The organism is Hyphobacterium vulgare, from assembly GCF_042643335.1.
GTDB classification, from domain to species: domain Bacteria; phylum Pseudomonadota; class Alphaproteobacteria; order Caulobacterales; family Maricaulaceae; genus Hyphobacterium; species Hyphobacterium vulgare.
The window spans coordinates 582027-598573 of sequence record NZ_JBHRSV010000001.1; the positions used below are offsets into that span (position 1 = coordinate 582027).

The 16547-nt window shown below is 65.2% G+C and carries 14 protein-coding genes and 2 tRNA genes; 8 read left to right on the plus strand and 8 right to left on the minus strand.

What is annotated here, in order from left to right:
* Positions 1–87: 87 nt before the first annotated feature.
* Positions 88–741, minus strand: a complete 654-nt coding sequence (locus tag ACFOOR_RS03170; RefSeq protein WP_343163981.1) for a protein-L-isoaspartate O-methyltransferase family protein — start codon at positions 739–741, stop codon at positions 88–90.
* Between the two features lie 140 nt (positions 742–881).
* Between ACFOOR_RS03170 and ACFOOR_RS03175 the strand changes: the two genes are divergently transcribed.
* Positions 882–955, plus strand: a tRNA-Cys gene (locus ACFOOR_RS03175).
* Positions 956–968: 13 nt separating this feature from the next.
* Here the strand turns inward: ACFOOR_RS03175 and ACFOOR_RS03180 are convergent.
* Positions 969–1328 carry a DUF962 domain-containing protein gene (locus ACFOOR_RS03180; protein ID WP_343163982.1) on the minus strand — a complete coding sequence of 120 codons (360 nt, stop codon included), beginning with the start codon at positions 1326–1328 and terminating at the stop codon, positions 969–971.
* A 287-nt stretch (positions 1329–1615) separates the two neighbouring features.
* Here ACFOOR_RS03180 and ACFOOR_RS03185 point away from each other — a divergent pair.
* The 3 genes from ACFOOR_RS03185 to ACFOOR_RS03195 all read left to right on the plus strand — a co-directional run bounded on the left by ACFOOR_RS03185 (position 1616) and on the right by ACFOOR_RS03195 (position 3009).
* Positions 1616–1691 (plus strand) — tRNA-Asn (locus ACFOOR_RS03185).
* 172 nt (positions 1692–1863) lie between these two features.
* Positions 1864–2283, plus strand: coding sequence for a hypothetical protein (locus tag ACFOOR_RS03190; RefSeq protein ID WP_343163983.1), 420 nt, complete (start codon positions 1864–1866; stop codon positions 2281–2283).
* A gap of 87 nt (positions 2284–2370) precedes the next feature.
* Complete coding sequence (locus ACFOOR_RS03195) at positions 2371–3009, plus strand: SOUL family heme-binding protein (RefSeq protein WP_343163984.1); 639 nt, start codon at positions 2371–2373, stop codon at positions 3007–3009.
* A gap of 8 nt (positions 3010–3017) precedes the next feature.
* Here the strand turns inward: ACFOOR_RS03195 and mnmH are convergent, their stop codons facing one another.
* Positions 3018–4076: a tRNA 2-selenouridine(34) synthase MnmH gene (gene mnmH / locus ACFOOR_RS03200; protein ID WP_343163985.1), complete on the minus strand. Its 1059-nt coding sequence runs from the start codon at positions 4074–4076 to the stop codon at positions 3018–3020.
* Between the two features lie 55 nt (positions 4077–4131).
* Here mnmH and selD point away from each other — a divergent pair, with 55 nt between their 5' ends.
* From selD to ACFOOR_RS03215, 3 genes are all read left to right on the plus strand, one after another.
* A complete protein-coding gene (gene selD / locus ACFOOR_RS03205) occupies positions 4132–5187 on the plus strand; it encodes a selenide, water dikinase SelD (protein ID WP_343163986.1) in 1056 nt (351 codons plus the stop codon).
* A gap of 63 nt (positions 5188–5250) precedes the next feature.
* Positions 5251–7116, plus strand: coding sequence for a vWA domain-containing protein (locus ACFOOR_RS03210; protein WP_343163987.1), 1866 nt, complete (start codon positions 5251–5253; stop codon positions 7114–7116).
* An 11-nt stretch (positions 7117–7127) separates the two neighbouring features.
* Positions 7128–8669, plus strand: coding sequence for a hypothetical protein (locus ACFOOR_RS03215; protein WP_343163988.1), 1542 nt, complete (start codon positions 7128–7130; stop codon positions 8667–8669).
* Here the strand turns inward: ACFOOR_RS03215 and ACFOOR_RS03220 are convergent.
* Both ACFOOR_RS03220 and ACFOOR_RS03225 read right to left on the minus strand, forming a co-directional pair.
* Entirely contained in the window at positions 8641–10494 is a 1854-nt protein-coding gene (locus ACFOOR_RS03220) for an ABCB family ABC transporter ATP-binding protein/permease (RefSeq protein ID WP_343163989.1), read from the minus strand. The two genes, ACFOOR_RS03215 and ACFOOR_RS03220, sit on opposite strands and share 29 nt — an antisense overlap.
* Positions 10495–10532: 38 nt before the next feature.
* On the minus strand, positions 10533–11525 hold the full coding sequence (locus tag ACFOOR_RS03225) for a LysM peptidoglycan-binding domain-containing protein (RefSeq protein WP_343163990.1): 993 nt from the start codon (positions 11523–11525) through the stop codon (positions 10533–10535).
* 112 nt (positions 11526–11637) lie between these two features.
* On the opposite strand from ACFOOR_RS03225, the gene ACFOOR_RS03230 reads away from it, so the two are divergent.
* The gene (locus ACFOOR_RS03230) at positions 11638–12231 is read left to right on the plus strand and encodes an LOG family protein (RefSeq protein ID WP_343163991.1); all 594 of its coding nucleotides are present in this window, start codon (positions 11638–11640) and stop codon (positions 12229–12231) included.
* 277 nt (positions 12232–12508) lie between these two features.
* On the opposite strand, the gene gltX is transcribed toward ACFOOR_RS03230, so the two are convergent.
* Genes gltX through ACFOOR_RS03245 form a run of 3 tightly spaced genes read right to left on the minus strand, consistent with a single transcriptional unit; the run spans position 12509 to position 16459 of the window.
* On the minus strand, positions 12509–13843 hold the full coding sequence (gltX, locus tag ACFOOR_RS03235; RefSeq protein ID WP_343163992.1) for a glutamate--tRNA ligase: 1335 nt from the start codon (positions 13841–13843) through the stop codon (positions 12509–12511).
* 5 nt (positions 13844–13848) lie between these two features.
* Positions 13849–15507 carry an NAD+ synthase gene (locus tag ACFOOR_RS03240; protein ID WP_343163993.1) on the minus strand — a complete coding sequence of 553 codons (1659 nt, stop codon included), beginning with the start codon at positions 15505–15507 and terminating at the stop codon, positions 13849–13851.
* A 28-nt stretch (positions 15508–15535) separates the two neighbouring features.
* Complete coding sequence (locus ACFOOR_RS03245; protein ID WP_343163994.1) at positions 15536–16459, minus strand: Gfo/Idh/MocA family protein; 924 nt, start codon at positions 16457–16459, stop codon at positions 15536–15538.
* Between the last annotated feature and the right edge of the window lie 88 nt (positions 16460–16547).

Here is a 16547-nt window from a genome sequence, read left to right on the forward strand (position 1 = left end):
CACACATTAAACGTCGGTGATATAGGACTCCGCCGCCAGAAAGTGAACAGCGTTCACCTTTTTGTCGCACTCCCGCACGCGCCGCGATCAGAACACGAAGCCGGCCTCGCGCTCGAAGCCCGGCAGGACGTGCGGCGTGCAGTCGAAAACAACGCGCTCGCCAACCCCGAGACCGGAGCGGATGAAGATCGTCGCCTTGCCGATCGGCCCCTTGCGCACCACCACGGCCAGGCGCCCGCCATCGGCCAGCTGGTCGAGCCAGGCCCGCGGCACCTCTTCCACCGCGCCGTTGACGAAGATCACGTCGAACGGACCCTGCGATTGCGAACCGGTCTTCAGATCGCCCTCGATCACCGCGACATTGTCGGCCCCGGCCTTGGACAGTGCGTCCTCGGCTTTCGACACCATCTCGCCGTCCGATTCCATCGCCACCACAGTCTCGCCCATGCGCGACAGGATGGCAGAGGAATAACCGCGCCCGCAGGCGAGATCGAGCACCAGGTCGGAGGGCTGCACGTCGGCGGCATGGACCAGCTTGGCGAAATCGCGGGGACGCATCATCCAGCGGCCCGGCGCGAACTCCACCTCGGCATCGGCATAGGCCTGGGCGTGCTTGGCGCGCGGCAGGAAGATCTCGCGCGGCACACTCAGCAGCGCCGACTGCAGGCGTCGGTTCGTCACGTCGGCGGTACGGATCTGACCGTCCACCATCATGCGGCGTTCGCGCTCGAATTCGTCCACGTCTTCAGCCCTCCGCAGGAAACAGTGCGAGGCGCTTGTATACCCCGCCCGAACGCCCCCGCAACCTCTCCGTCCGCTGCGGTGCGGGGACGCATTGCAGCGCCGCGCTGCGTCCGTTAGAACACGCCTCCCGCATCGGTGGCTCCGTGGCGGAGTGGTGACGCAGAGGACTGCAAATCCTTGCACCCCGGTTCGATTCCGGGCGGAGCCTCCAACCAATTCCTTCCTCAGGACGAATGAGTCGCTTCCGCCTCGGCGGACGGCGTGACGCCGGCCTTGCGCAGCTCGCCGGGCAGCTTCCCGGTGATCGCGCACCACAGCATCCGGTAGTCGCTGATCAGCGACCACAGCGGGTGCGTGAAGGTCGCCGGCTTGTTGCGCTCCACGAAGGCGTGGCTCATCCAGGCGAAGAAATAACCCGAGACCGGCACCAGAATCAGCGCCCACCAGGTCTGCGTCGCCAGCGCGAAGATCAGCGCGCCGATCGCGATGACCGAGCCGATATAGTGATAAGTGCGCGTCGCCGGACGCGCGTGCTCACGCAGATAGTGCGGCCAGAATTCGGTGTAATTCGCGAGTCTTGCCATGGGTTTGGCCTCCCTGCCGGTAACCCCGCGTCAATACCGGTGAATCCTTTTCGTGAAAACCGGATGCCCGTTAACGCGGCGTTTACCCTTAATGGGCAATTTACCAGTGTCTTCTCGTGAAGACACCCCACCATCCACCCAATGCCTTTCCGGGGGCCCTTTTCAGGGTCCCCGTTTTTCTTTGCGGGCAAGCCGCGTCATCCAAGTGCGATTTGTGTCTTGGCAGGCGGTTTTGGGGTCTGCTATAGCCCCCGCTCCCGAGCGCGCTGCCGCTTCGGGATCCGTGTTCCCCGGTAGCTCAGTTGGTAGAGCAATCGGCTGTTAACCGATCGGTCGCTGGTTCGAGTCCGGCCCGGGGAGCCATTTTACCAAACAATCTTGGACGGACGCCCGCACGCAAGGCGATACAGCTGCCGATTCGGTGAGTTCGGTACCAACCGGCTTCAAGGAAATCAGCTGCGAGTGTGTTACGGATGGGCTATGGGTGGTGCCTGCGCGAATCCTGTCCAAGGACGCGAGGATGGAGAGTTTCGCAATGTTCCGCATTGTCCTTCTCGCCGCCATTGTCGCGATCGCCGTGCCTCCCGCCCATTCCCAGAGATCTGACGCGCCTCCTATCCGGACGCCTTCTGAAGGCGCCTTCACGCCCGATCCGGGTCGGCGGCCCGGCCCGCCTGCGACGGCACCCGACGGCGACATCCAGGCTCAGCGCGTGATCGTTCCACGCCTGCGCACGCTTTCAATGATCGGGTACTGCCGCTACGGCGCGCTCGGCCGCCTGGTGTGCGAAGCTGCCGAGGAATGGCGGTGTCCCGACACGACGGAGATTCTGGTCCGCGTGGGCGAGGGTCCGCTGGAAACGATGCAGTGCGAGATCGACTGTCACGACAGCGGCCGCACCTATTCTGGCGCTGGCGACTGCGACTGCGACTTCGAGGAGTCCGACTGCAGCTGAATTGTCGCCGCGCGCCTTGCTCGATCCGGTCCGGGCATCCGGCGCGCCTTCGCTTGCGTATATCTCCTCAGTTCAGGAGATCGCGCCATGCCCTTCGTCAGACCGCTTGCCCTCGCCGCCGCGCTCACCGCCCTGGTCCCGTTCTCCGAAGCGCGCGCCGCCGACGAGCCGCCGCACACCGTGGCCCGCAGCGAGGGCCCGATCGAGATCCGCGACTATGCGCCGATGATCCTCGCCGAAGTGGAGGTTTCCGGCTCGATGGCCGGGGCGGGCAATTCGGGTTTCCGCCCGCTGGCCGGCTATATCTTCGGCGCGAATACCAGCCGCCAGTCGCAGGGCAGCGAGGAAATCGCGATGACCTCGCCGGTCATCCAGACCCGGTCCGAGGAGATCGCCATGACCACGCCCGTCACCCAGACGCGCGGCGAGGCCGGACAATGGCGCGTCGCCTTCGTGATGCCGCCCGAATGGTCGATGGAGACCCTGCCCGCGCCGAATGACCCGCGCGTCACCCTGCGCGAAATGCCGGCGCGCCGCATGGCCGCGATCCGCTTTTCCGGCGGCCCGGACATGAACCGGTTCGAGGAGATGACCGGCGAGTTGACCGCCTTCCTCGAGCGCGAGGGCTACGAGATTGTCGGCGAACCCGTCTATGCCCGCTACGACCCGCCCTGGGTCCCGACGCCCTTCCGCCGCAACGAGGTGATGATCGAGATCGCCTCCTGAGGCGAAGGTCAGCGCCCGGCCGCCATCACCCGATCCGCCAGCGCGTCGATCGCATCCGCATCGAGCCGGTCGGTCTCGAGCGTCGCCATCAGCGGTTGGCCATGGCGCTCGCGCGCCCGGTCATAAGCCGGATCGTAATGCGCCTCGATCAGTGCCACGGCGAGCGGGTCGAAATCGCCTGCCTCGGCCCACGCTCGCCATTGCGCGATGTCCGTTTTCGGATGGAAGGCGGCGAGCCCGTCGATCGCCGCCATCAGGCGGTCCCGGTTCTCCGCGATGTCCGGATAGGTCGCGAGCAGGTGCCGGGCGCGCTCCTCTGCCGGCGCGGCGATGGCGATGCGCGGCGCCGCCTTCATCGAATTCCAGAGACGGACCGGAATCGTCCGGTTTCCGAGCCGCGATGATTCCGCCTCGACGAATACGGGGATATCCGGGTCCATATCCCGCAAATTTTCCCAGAGGAGCGACTCGAACCGCTTCTGGCTCGGCTGGGGAAGATCGGGAAGATCACCGAAGATCGATCCGCGATGTTTTGCGAGATCTTCGAGATCGAGGACCTGCGCGCCCTTTTCCGCCATCGCCTGAAGCACTTGCGTCTTGGCACTGCCAGTCTGGCCGTCGATGATGATGATGCGGAAAAGTTCGCGATCATCATCCGATAATGCAGCCGTGACCTGCTGGCGCCAGTGACGATATCCCCCCTTCACGACGGTCGACTGCCAGCCGACATCCTGGAGGACAAGCGCCATCGAGCGCGAGCGCATCCCCCCGCGCCAGCAATAGATCAGCGGCCGGAAATCGCGGGGATAGCCGGCCAGCGCGGTTTCGAGATGCCGGGCAATGTTGCGCGAGACCATCGCGGCGCCGAGCCGCCGCGCCTCGAAGGGCGAAACCTGTTTGTAGATCGTGCCGATCTCCGCCCTTTCCCCGTCATCGAGGACGGGCAGATTGATCGCCCCGGGCAGATGGTCCTCGGCGTATTCAGCCGGAGAGCGCACGTCTATGATCGCGTCGAACTGCGCAAGCCCTTGCGGCGACAGGTCTTCGGTGTGCTGGTAGCGGCCCATGCCGCTCCCATAGCAAAGCCCGGCGTTCCCGTCGCGCCCGCCACACGGTGATCCCATGAGTGACGAGATATCCCCGCCCCGCCTCACCTCGCTCGCCCGCGGCGGCGGCTGCGGCTGCAAGCTCGATCCGGCGGTGCTGGACGGGTTGCTGGGCACATCCGGCGCGAAGGCGCTTGTCCCCGCAAATCTGCTGGTCGATGCCTCGACGCGGGACGATGCCGCGGTCTGGGTGATCGACGGGAAATCCGCGCTGGTCGCGACCACGGACTTCTTCGCGCCGGTCGTCGACGACCCCTACGAATTCGGCCGTATCGCCGCCACCAATGCGCTTTCAGACGTCTATGCCATGGGCGCGAAGCCGATCTTCTGTCTCGCCCTGCTCGGCATGCCGGTCGATGTCATCCCCGCCGATCAGATCAGGCGTATACTCGAAGGCGGTCAAAGCGTTGCGGAAACCGCCGGTGCCCCGATCGCCGGTGGTCATTCCATCGACTGCGCCGAACCCTTCTATGGACTCGTCGCGCTTGGGCTAACCGCACCGGAAAAAATCCGCACCAATGCGATGGCGAAACCGGGCGATATCCTCGTCCTCGGCAAGCCGCTCGGCATCGGTGTCTACTCCGCCGCGATGAAACGGGGCCTGCTTTCCGACAGCGATTACAAGGAGATGGTGGACTCCACCACGCGGCTGAACACGCCCGGCCCGGACCTGGCCGAGCTGGACTCTGTCCACGCCCTGACCGACGTCACCGGCTTCGGCCTGCTGGGACATCTGAAGGAAGTCTGCGCCGCCAGCGGCGTCGCCGCGCGGATCGACCGCACCGCCCTGCCGGTCTTCCCTGGCGCCCGTACCCTCGCGGAAAAGGGCGTGAAAACAGGGGCTTCAGGCCGGAACTGGAAGGCCGTATCCGGTTTCGTCGAGCTGCCGGACGGCCTGCCGGATTTCGAACGCGACCTCCTGACCGACCCGCAGACCAGCGGCGGCCTGCTGGTTTCGGTGGCCCCGGACGGTGTCGAAGCGGTGCTTGACGTCTTCCGCCGCCACGGCCACGGCGACGCATGCGTCATCGGCGAAGTGGTTGAAGGAAAATCAGAAATCCGCGTCGAATAGTTTAAGCTATGGCTTCACTGCCGCCTCCCCTATTCTCCCGTCAAGGGAATAGGGGAGACTGACATGCGGGCTGTATTCATTGCCGCCGTGTTCGCCGCTGCACCGGTAGCATTCGCGCAGGACTACGCGCTCGATGCACCGTCGGAAGTCCATATCCGGCAAGGGGTTGAGGTCAGCTGGACCGCGCCCGAGGGCGAGACCGGTATCCTCGAAATCCGGCCCGAGGCGGGTGGACGCCGTGCCAGCTACGCCTACACGCAGAACAATCCCCAGACGATCGAAGCGCCCGAGGCCCCGGGCGGCTACTTCCTCGTCCTGTCGATCGGAAACGAGGACCGGGCAACCTCGCCGCTTACCGTCGTCATGGCAGAAGCCAGCCTTTCCGCTCCGGACTCCGCCGCAGCCGGTGAAACCTTTGCCGTCAACTGGACCGGCCCGGCGAGCCGCTCCGACACCATCACCTGGGCGGAGCGCGACGGTGCGGTGATCCGCGGCGCCGGCTATTTCTATCCGGGCGCGACCGACGGCACACGCGACCTGCGTGCTCCGGCGGAAGCCGGTACGTACGACATCGTCTACGTGACCGGATCGACCATTCTGGCGCGCCATCCGGTCTCTGTGGGCAGTGTTTCAGCAGCCCTGACGGCACCTGCCAGCATTCATGCCGGTGGCAATTTCGAGGTGGGCTTCGAGGGCCCGGCGAATTCGGGTGACCAGATCACCTTTGCCGACCGGGGCGGCGAAGCCCGCAGCGGCATCGGCTCCTATGTCTATGTCGGCGACGCGACCGAAGGGACGGTGCGGTTGCGTGCAGGCGAAGCGCTCGGCAGCTACGACGTCGTATATGTTTCGAACGGGGGGGTGATCGGCCGCTCCCCGATCGAGATCATCGCGGCAAACGTCGAAATCGACGGTCCCGCGGAGGTCTGGGCAGGATTTCGCTTCACGGTGTCGTGGCAGGGCGCTGGCAATGGCGGTGATCTGATCTACATCGCCGGCGCGGATGGCGCGCAATATCACTACAGCTATGTCGACCCGCTGACCGGCATCGTCGAGATCGAGGCTCCTGCCGAAACCGGCGACTACGAACTCGTCTATGAAACCCGCGGCGGTCAGGAAATGGACCGCGAACCCCTTTCGGTCATTCCAGCCCCCAACCCGCCCGGACAGCTTGTCGTGACACAGGGACGGGCCGTACTCGGCTCGGGAGACGCGGTCGAAATCATTCTCGATGCCTCCGGCTCGATGCTGCAACGGATCGGGGGTGAGCGCCGCATAGTCATCGCCAAGGCCACGCTGACCGATCTCGTCTCTGATACCATCCCGCCGGGCACCGGCTTTGCCCTGCGTGTCTTCGGACATAGCGAAGCCGATTCCTGCCGTACCGATCTTGAAATACCGCTCGCCCCGCTCGATCCGGCTGCGGCCAGTGCCGCGATCGGCAGCATCAACGCGATGAATCTGGCCCGGACGCCGATTGCTGATTCGATCCGGCATGTCCCGACCGATCTGGCAGGCGCGACCGGGCAGCGCGTTCTCATCATCCTGACCGATGGCGAAGAGACGTGCGACGGCGACCCGGCGCTCGCCATTCAGGCGCTGCGTGATCTGGGCTGGGACATCCGGGTCAACATCGTCGGCTTCGCCATCGACGACGCCGAATTGGAACGCACGTTCGAAAGCTGGGCCGCCGCCGGTGGCGGGGCGTATTTCAGCGCCGCCGATGCGGAAGGTCTGGGCGAAGCCATGACCCGCGCGGTCGCGACCCGGTTCGAAGTCATCGACGCGAATGGCGCCGTCGTCGCGTCGGGCCTGACCGGCAGCGATCCGATCACCCTGGCCACGGGAAACTACTGGATCGTCTCCCCGGCCGGCGAAACCACCGCAACCATTGTCTCCGACGAAGTGACCACAGTCGGCCTGGACTAGGAGAGATGACCATGAAGGCTTCGACCGGCCGCCTTGCCGCGGCATCCGCCGCGTTAGCCGTGATCAGTGCCGCCCCGGTGTCGGCGCAGACGGCGCAAACGACACCCGACCCCGAGGAATTGCTGCGGCTCATGCAGGCCGGACAGATGCCCGGCACGTCGCTGCAGGTCCAGGAAGGCACCTGGCTCTACCCGGTTGCATCCGGAATTCACGAAGGGCTGCTGGGTGATCGCGCCATCGGCCGCGACAACGGAATTGACGGCGACTTCATGGCGCGTTCGTCGCTTCAGGCCGTTTATACCGCCGCGGGCGATCCGCCGACCTGCGACGGCTCCAGCCGCGCCGACATGCGCGGCCGGTCCCGGATCGTGGCGATGGACGTCTGGACCGGATCGGGACCCTTCCTCGGCGAAAACCAGATGAGCCGTCTAGTCGTGAACCAGGAACTCAACCATGCTGTCATCTATCTCCACGGCGATGTGCGCGAATGGGTTCCCGGCCCCAATTTCTGCGATGACGGAGACTACGTTCTTGCCGGCAGCGGGCGCGGCATGCTGCGCCTCGACTACGAGACCCAGGCACACATCGTTCCGTTGAACTTCGTCGCCTACCCGCATCCCTCGACCGTAAGCCTTCAGAATGTCGAGGATGCCTGCCGCATGTTCCAGGACAACATGCTCAGCGCCTACCAGGACCTGAATCGGCGCTGGGGCTTCATCGGCAACCAGTTCGAAGGCCCGATCGACTGGAGCGTGATCACTCCCGTGCCGGAGGGGTATACCAACGGCGAGCAAGCCAGTTTCGCTGACGGCCTGTTCAACACGCGTGACGTCGTCGAAGCGGCCTCGGGGGCGGCCGATGCTGTTTCGATGGGCCGGGAACTCGGCCAGATCTTCGCGCAGGCTCCGACCCTGGCACGCGGCGCAGGCGGAGCGGTCGGATGGGCCGTCGTCCAGGTGGCCAACCATTATATCGAGGGCGCACTCCCCGATCCGGGACAGATGATGATGGACATCGCGCGGGCCGGAGACGCCGCCTACCGCGGCAGCGGAGAGCCATCCGCGCGCCAGGTAGCCGATCACGCAATGCAGCGGGTCAATCATCCGGACGGTCAGCTGACCGGACTGAACGTCGATTACCTGATCCATACCGTCATGGATGCGTGCGAGAATCTCGCAGACATGGAGCTGGAATCGGGCACGGCCTACGGCCATTTCAGCTGGCCCGGCGGCATGGTCGCGCTCAACGGACGGGGCTTCGCGCCCGGCGCTCCCGCGGCCATCGCCAGCGGACCGGTGCAGTCCACATCGATCCGCGATGCGCTGGCCATGGCCCAGGCCTATGGCGGAGCCAACGCGCCGAGTGCCGCAGAGATCGAAGCCGCACTTCCGGAAGGATTTTCGCTGGATTCGATGCCGATTCCGATGGCGGGTCAGGCAGGCGGCGGTCGTGAGATCGCGCCCGGGGCCCCGGAATGGTTCGTCAGCTACAATGTGCAGATCGTCGACGAGGGCGAACGAATCGCTACGCTGTGGTTCGATCCGAGGCGCTAGTTACCGGAACGGCCGGTGCACTTGAATACCGCTCACCCGCCTCGATCTGGCGCTTCCACATGCCGGCATAGATCCCGCCCTGCGCAATCAGCTCGGCGTGTGTGCCGGTCTCGGCGATCCGGCCCTTGTCCATGACCAGGATCCGGTCCGCCCCGGCAATCGTCGACAGCCGGTGCGCCACGGCAATCGTCGTGCGGCCCTTGGCGGCTTCGTTGAGCGCCAGCTGAACCTCGCGCTCGGTTTCCGAATCGAGCGCCGAGGTTGCCTCGTCCAGTACGAGGATGGCCGGGTTCTTCAGGATGGCCCGCGCCACGCCGACGCGCTGCTTCTCGCCGCCCGACAGTTTCAGTCCGCGCTCGCCCACCATCGTGTCGAGCCCGTCCGGCAGGCTTTCCACGAACGCCTTCAGATGCGCCCGGTCGAGCGCATCCCAGATCGCAGCCTCGTCAGTCGAAGGATCGCCATAGAGCACGTTCATGCGCAGCGTGTCATTGAACAGGACGACCTCTTGCGGGACGAGACCGAGGGCCTGGCGCAGCGAGTCCTGAGTTACCGATCTGAGGTCCTGACCGTCGATCCGGATCGCCCCGTCGGCCGGATCGTAGAAGCGGAACAGCAGCTTGAGGATGGTCGACTTGCCCGCGCCTGACGGCCCGCAAACGCCAACGAAACTGCCCGCCGGAATCTCGAAACTGACCCCGTCGACCGAGCGGTCCCGCCCGGCATGGCTGAAATGGACGTTCTCGAACGCCACTTCGCCGCCCTGCACCTGCAAGGGCTGCGCATTGTCGGCGTCGGCGACGTCGGGCTGAAGGTCGAGCGTATCGTAGAGCCGTTCCATATCGACGGCGGACTGTTTGATTTCGCGGTAGGCCCAGCCGAGAATGTTCAGCGGCTGGTAGATATTCATCAGGATCAGGGTGACGGCAGCCACATCGCCGGCCTGCAGCACGCCGATCCAGGCTTTCCAACCGGCCACAAGCGCCATCGCCAGCAGGCCCAGATTCATCACCAGCGCCTGCAAGCCGTTCAGCAGCGCCAGCGAACTCTGCGACTTCGCCGCCGCGTCGGCATAGCGCTGCATGGAGTCGTTGTAGCGCCCGGTCTCGCGCGCTTCGGCGCCAAAGCTCTTTACCGTCTCGAAATTGATCAGCGCATCGACCGCGCGGGCGCTGGCTTCATTGTCGGCGTCGTTCATTTCCCGGCGCAGGCGGACCCGCCATTCCGTGACCGAGAAGGTCGCGGCGGCGTACAGCGCCACGGTGATCACCGCGATGACCGGGAATTCCCAGCCATAGGCCACGCCCATCACCGCCGCGGCCAACAAAAGCTCGATGATGGTCGGGCCGATATTGAACACCAGGAAACGCAGGAGGAAGTCGATCGCTTGCGCACCGCGGTCGATGATCCGGTTCAGCGCCCCGGTCCGCTTGGTCTGGTGGAAGTTCAGCGACAGGCGCTGGACATGGCCGAAGACGCGGACCGCAACGAGGCGCTGCGCGTCCTGGCTGACCGGCGCGAAGATCGCATCGCGCCATTGCGGCGCGCCGACACTCGCGAAACGGGCGCCGGCATAGAGCAGGAAGGCGATAACGAAGGCCATCGCCGTCACGCCGGTCGCATGTTCGGTGATCGCGTTGACACCCTCGCCGAAGGCCACCGGCGCCCCAACCGCGAAGAATTTCGACGCGATCGTCAGGACAAGCGCGAACGCCATTCGCGGCCGCCAGCGCGCCATTTCCGGCGAGCTCAGCAGCGACAGGAGACGGGACATGGCGGGAGCCAGCCCGCCGGTGGCGCCTTGCGCCGGTTCGGTATCAGACATTGGCGGTCAGATAGGACGCCGCGCGGCGTTTCGCCAGATCAATCACCGTCGGGAGTTTCCGAATCGCCATCGCCCTGCGGGGGCGTCGCGAACACCTGGCCGGGATAGATCACGTCGGGATCACGGATCTGATCCGCATTCGCCTCGTAGATCACGGTGTACTGGATACCCTCGCCATAAATCCGGCGCGCGATCCGCCACAGGCTGTTGCCCGGCTGAACGATCACGCTGCCCTCGCCGAGATTGAGCGCTTCGGGCGCGACGCGTTCGAAGGGCAGCACGATCACCGCGGCGACCGTGCCGTCCGGGCGGATCATGTCGACCTGCAGGTCATAGACGCCCGGCGCCAGGGCATCGCCGGCGCGAACCGTCCAGCGTCCGTCCTGTCCGACCGCTGCGTCACCGACCGTTGCACCGTTGGCGATCACGCGAACGCGGCTGCCCGGCTCGGCGCGTCCGGAGAAGATCACCCCGCCTGCCTCGTCATAGTCGACCGTTTCAAGCGCCAGCGGTCCGGTCTCGAGCCCTTCGAACGGTCCTTGCAGTACGCGGCTGGCTTCGCCGGGGCGGCCCAGCACGACCAGCGGCGTCTCGGCGCGTGATTCCGGGATCGACACGACCACGATCTGTTCGGATCGGATTTCCTGGCCGCCGGGCGTGACCATCAGCAGGCCAAGTTCGACCGATCCGGCCGGCAGCGGCTCCTCGACGATCAGCACCCATTCGCCCTGATCGTTGACCGGGAGGTCGGCGATCGACTCGCCGTCAACGAGGACCGAGACCGTCGCGCCCGGCTCGCCGCGCCCGGCAATGACCGCCGTGCCACGAGGATCCACCCGCACCACATCGAAGCTCGGGGGCGCGACCATGGCGATCGAATCGTCGGCTCCGGACGGGTTCTGGGTGACTGACGTCCCCGGGGCCGGCCCCTCGTCCGCCGCGGGCACTCGCGTCAGTATGAAGACCGTCGCCACACCCGCTGCCAGCGTACCGAGCGCTGCGGCGATGATGATCGAACGAGTGGCGGACATGGAGGCCTCCTTGCGGTCCGTCGCAGAGCATACGACTGACGAAGCGGTTTTCCATCGGGAAGCTTCACCCGATAGTGTGATCACGCAACTCAATATGTAAGGCCTGATCGAAATGGCGAAAATTTGGTCCATCGGTGTGTTTTGCGGGTCCGCCTCCGGCGTCAGCCCGGCCTATGCCGCCAATGCCCGCAAGGCGGGAGGCGCGATCGCGCGCCACGGGGCGCGTCTGGTCTATGGCGGTGGCGATGTCGGACTGATGGCCGCCTCCGCGCTGGCTGCGCTCGATGCCGGCGGACCGGTGCTGGGCGTAATTCCCGAATTCATGATTTCGCGCGAAGGCCTGCTGGAAAAGGCCGAGACCCGGATCGTCACCACGATGTCCTCGCGCAAGAACATTTTGATCGCGGAATCCGACGGCTTCCTGATCCTGCCAGGCGGGGTCGGTACGCTGGAAGAAATCTTCGACGTCCTGTCGCGCAACCGGCTCGGCTTGCAGAAGAAGCCCGTCGCCTTCCTCAATGTCGACGGCTTCTGGGACCCGCTGTTCAAGCTGATGCGCAAGACCGAGGACGAAGGCTTCACGCCGCAGGGATTCTCCAGCGGCGTGCTGATCGAGAGCGACCCGGACACCGCGGTGGCGCATCTGATGGACGCCCTGAACCACGGCGAGAGCCGTCACCCGGATGACGAGCGGGTGAATTTCTGATTCAACAATCGCCGGCAAAGAACTGATTTGAAAAGCCTTTATTGATTGCCCGTCGAGTGGCAGCGCGCTCCGGATTGAATCGGTTTCTGAGCTCTGCGGACGCAGTTGAATCGATCTCTCAACGGCGAAGTTGAATCGAAATCTCAAGCCCGCCCGGCCAGTTGAATCGGGATGTGAAGCCCCCGAATCCGGATTTCAGCGCTATCCACCAACCGATTCAAAGGATTCGTGTTTTCGCGATTCCCGTTTCGCTGCATGAAGCGGTGTGAACGGACGATCAGCCCTTGAGGCGCTGAAGAATGCGTTCGCGACCGATGAGGACGATCAGCTTGTCCATTTCCGGCCCGTGCCGGTCGCCGGTCAGCGCCAGGCGCAGCGGCATGAACAGATCGCGTCCCTTCCGGCCGGTTCTCGCCTTCAGCTCCGATATCCAGATCGACCACGAACCGGCATCGAGTTCGCCGGCCGGCAGGGCCTCCGCAGCCGCCGCGATATAGTCGCGATCGGCATCCTCCACGACCGGCGTGACCGGGCCTTCGACGATCTTCAGTACGCCCACGGCATCCTCGAGCCGGTGGAGATTGGGACGCGCGGCATCCCAGAAATCCGGGCCGGCGTCAGCACCCAGCGCCTGCAGGCGCGGCAGCACACTTTCGTACGGCGTCTCGTGCAGCAGGCGCGCATTGAGGCGCATCAACTCCTCGGGATCGAAGCGGGCCGGGGCACGGGAGAATTTCGACAGGTCGAATTCCTCGATCAGGCGCGCGATCTCCAGGCGCGGCTCGACCGGGTCGGACGTGCCGATCTTGGCGAGCAGCGACAGGATGGTCATCGCTTCAATGCCTTCCTCGCGCAGGCCGGAGATCGACAGCGTGCCGAGACGTTTGGACAGCTTGCCGCCATCCGGCCCGACCAGAAGCGGATGATGACCCAGCTGCGGCGAATGCCCGGCAATGGCCTCGAATATCTCGATCTGGGCGCCGGAATTGGTCACATGGTCTTCGCCGCGGATGATCGCAGAAATGCCGCTGTCGATATCGTCGATCACGCTCGGCAGCGTGTAGAGATAGCTGCCGTCCTCACGGATCAGGATCGGGTCGGACAGCGAAGCCGTATCGATCGGCGTCTCGCCGCGCACCAGATCGGTCCAGGTCACGGTCCTGCCGGACAGCTTGAAGCGCCAGTGCGGCTTGCGGCCCTCGGCCTCGTACGTGGCCTTCTGCGCGTCGGTCAGATCGAGTGCCGCGCGGTCATAGACCGGCGGCTTGCCCTGAGCGCGCTGCAGCTTGCGCTTCCGGTCAAGTTCGTCCTCGGTCTCGTAACAGGGATAGAGCAGGCCCTTGGCGCGCAGGTCTGCCGCGACGGCATTGTAGCGCTCGAAGCGTTCGGACTGCCTGAAGGTCTCGTCCCAGTGAAGGCCAAGCCAGTCGAGATCGGCCTTGATCCCGTCCTCGTATTCCTTCGTGGAGCGTTCCAGGTCCGTATCGTCGATCCGCAGCACGAACTGACCGCCCTGCCCCTTGGTGTAGAGGAAGTTGGTCAGCGCGGTGCGGATATTGCCGACATGCAGCTTGCCGGTCGGGCTCGGGGCGAAACGGACTTTGGCGGACATCGAATTTACAGCTTTGTCTTGCTTGCGCGGAACTTGTTGGTGATGGGATAGCGCCGGTCCCGGCCGAAATTCTTCGGACCGATTTTCACGCCCGGCGGCGCCTGGCGGCGCTTGTACTCGGCGCGATAGAGCATGTTTTCGATCCGCGCGACAGTGGCGGCGTCATGTCCCGCCGCGACGAGCGTGTTGGGATCGCCTTCCTGCTCCACGAGGCATTCCAGCATCGCGTCGAGCACGTCATAGTCGGGCAAGGTGTCCTGGTCGGTCTGGTCGGGTTTCAGTTCGGCGCTCGGCGCCTTGGTGATGATCCGCTCCGGGATCACCTCGCCCGCCGGGCCGAACCCCACCGGCGCATTGCGGTCATTCCGCCAGCGCGCCAGCGCATAGACCTCGGTCTTGTAGACATCCTTCAGCGCGTTATAGCCGCCATTCATGTCGCCATAGAGCGTGGCGTACCCGACCGCCATCTCCGACTTGTTGCCGGTCGACAGCACCATCGGTCCGAACTTGTTGGACAGCGCCATCAGCGTGACGCCGCGCACGCGCGACTGGATATTCTCCTCCGTCGCATCCGCGTCCCGGCCTTCGAAAACGGGAGCCAACATGCCACCAAACGCAGCGATGGCCGGTTCGACATCGATGATATCGTAGCGCACGCCGAGGGCCTCGGCACAGGCCTTCGCATCGTCGAGACTGTCCTGCGACGTGTATTTAGACGGCATCATCACCGCCCAGACCCGGTCGGGCCCGAGCGCATCGGTCGCGATGGCGGCGGAGATCGCGCTGTCGATCCCGCCCGACATTCCCAGAACAACGCCGGGAAAACCGTTCTTGTCGACATAGTCGGCGAGCGCGAGGCGCATCGCCTGCCAGTCTGCGTCAAGGCCGCCGACCACATCGGCGCGTTCGGCGTGTTTGCAGACCCAGCCGTCCTCGCCCTTCTCCCAGTCGGCGATCGACAGATCGGTGGCGAAGCCTTTCAGCCGCTGCACCTCTTTGCCGGCAGCGTCCCAGCTGAAGGAAGCCCCGTCGAACACCAGCTCATCCTGTCCGCCCACCTGGTTGACGAAGATCAGCGGAATCTTGAGGTCGCCCCAGCGCGAGAAGGCGCGCTTGCGGTCGGCCTCGATCGTACGCCGCCAGGGCGAACCATTGATCGAGATGAAGAGCTCGGCACCCTTTTCAGCGAGCGCGCGGGGGGCATGCTCGAACCAGATGTCCTCGCAGATCGGCAGGCCCAGCTTCACGCCGCGCCAGTCCACCGGTTCGGGCAGCGGGCCGGATTCGAAGACGCGCTTCTCGTCGAACACCGCATAGTTCGGCAGTTCGCGCTTGAAACGAAGCGCCTGCACCTTGCCCGCGTCGATCAGCGCGACGGCATTGCGCAGCTTGCCGTCATCATCCCATGGCACACCGACGAGGATGGCCGGTCCCGGATCCCCCGCAAGCGCCTCCAGCGCCTCGGCGCAGGCGCGCACGGCAGCCGGCTTCAGCACGAGATCCTCGGGCGGATAGCCGATCAGCATCAGTTCGGGGAAGATAACGAGATCCGCGCCTGCATCGCCTGCCATCCGGCGGTATTCGCGCACGAGTTCCAGATTGCCCGCCACGTCGCCGACGGTCGGGTTGAGCTGGGCCGAAGCGATGCGGAGCGTCGTCGTCATGCGCGCGCCTTTAGACCCGGGGGCGGTTTCAGGCAACCGCGAGCCGGTCGATATCCCGCGCCACCTGAAGCGCAGCCAGCCCGGCCTCCGCCGGAACCGCCACGGGCGCGCCGTCCAGCACGGACGCCAGGAAGGCGTTCACATTGGCACCAAGGGAGTCCTTGGCCTGCGGGTTCTCACCGAAATCCGGGTCGAGCGGGAAACCGGTCGTGTTGGAAAATGTCTTCTTCACGAAGTCGATCTCCAGGACGCCGGACCGGTATTCGATCCGCATCACCCGGTCGAGCGCGTCGGCAACGCGGCTGGACGTCAGTTCAGCGACATAGCCATTGGCAAAGGTGAGAACAGCGTGCGCCACATCGGCGGAGTCATTCTTGACGATCCGCGCCTCGGCCTCCATCCGGTCGAGCGGCGCGTGCGCCAGCGCAATGGCGAGATCGAGGTCGTGGATCATCAGATCGACCGTCACCGAGACGTCGAGATTGCGCGTCGAGGGCAAACCCATACGCCGCGCCGTGACGCGCCGCGGCACTTCGTTGATGTCGAACAGGCCCATCGCCTTGAACACGAAGCGTTCCTGGTGCCCGACCTGCAGCACCCGCCCCGTCGCGTCGGCCAGCGCGATCAGTTCGCGGCCGCGCACCGCCGTATCGGCCAGGGGCTTTTCGCACAGCACATGGCAACCGGCCTCAAGCGCCAGTTTGGCGCTGTCGTAATGGGCGATCGCCGGGTTGGCGATTGTCACCGCCTCGCAGGCCTCGACGAGCGCTTCGGCGCTGTCGAATGCCGTCACGCCGAGATCGGCCGCCAGCGCCTCGCCGCGTTCGCGGCTGATATCGAACACGCCGACCAGTTCGGCCCGGCCCGACGCAGCGTATTTGCGCGCGTGATGCCCGCCGAAAACGCCGGCTCCGAACACGCCGGCTTTCAGGGATGTGGTTTTGCTTTTCATCTCGACAGCGCACCTCGCATGCACGCACCACCGGCACAATAACGGCCTGCATCAATCATTGTTGCGCTTTCTGGCAGACTTGCCCTGC

Coding starts and splice junctions, on each gene's coding strand:
- ACFOOR_RS03180 (WP_343163982.1), bottom strand. CDS start 1,328: ATGGCAAGACTCGCGAATTACACCGAATTCTGGCCGCACTATCTGCGT.
- ACFOOR_RS03190 (WP_343163983.1), top strand. CDS start 1,864: ATGTTCCGCATTGTCCTTCTCGCCGCCATTGTCGCGATCGCCGTGCCT.
- ACFOOR_RS03195 (WP_343163984.1), top strand. CDS start 2,371: ATGCCCTTCGTCAGACCGCTTGCCCTCGCCGCCGCGCTCACCGCCCTG.
- mnmH (WP_343163985.1), bottom strand. CDS start 4,076: ATGGGCCGCTACCAGCACACCGAAGACCTGTCGCCGCAAGGGCTTGCG.
- selD (WP_343163986.1), top strand. CDS start 4,132: ATGAGTGACGAGATATCCCCGCCCCGCCTCACCTCGCTCGCCCGCGGC.
- ACFOOR_RS03210 (WP_343163987.1), top strand. CDS start 5,251: ATGCGGGCTGTATTCATTGCCGCCGTGTTCGCCGCTGCACCGGTAGCA.
- ACFOOR_RS03215 (WP_343163988.1), top strand. CDS start 7,128: ATGAAGGCTTCGACCGGCCGCCTTGCCGCGGCATCCGCCGCGTTAGCC.
- ACFOOR_RS03220 (WP_343163989.1), bottom strand. CDS start 10,494: ATGTCTGATACCGAACCGGCGCAAGGCGCCACCGGCGGGCTGGCTCCC.
- ACFOOR_RS03225 (WP_343163990.1), bottom strand. CDS start 11,525: ATGTCCGCCACTCGTTCGATCATCATCGCCGCAGCGCTCGGTACGCTG.
- ACFOOR_RS03230 (WP_343163991.1), top strand. CDS start 11,638: ATGGCGAAAATTTGGTCCATCGGTGTGTTTTGCGGGTCCGCCTCCGGC.
- gltX (WP_343163992.1), bottom strand. CDS start 13,843: ATGTCCGCCAAAGTCCGTTTCGCCCCGAGCCCGACCGGCAAGCTGCAT.
- ACFOOR_RS03240 (WP_343163993.1), bottom strand. CDS start 15,507: ATGACGACGACGCTCCGCATCGCTTCGGCCCAGCTCAACCCGACCGTC.
- ACFOOR_RS03245 (WP_343163994.1), bottom strand. CDS start 16,459: ATGAAAAGCAAAACCACATCCCTGAAAGCCGGCGTGTTCGGAGCCGGC.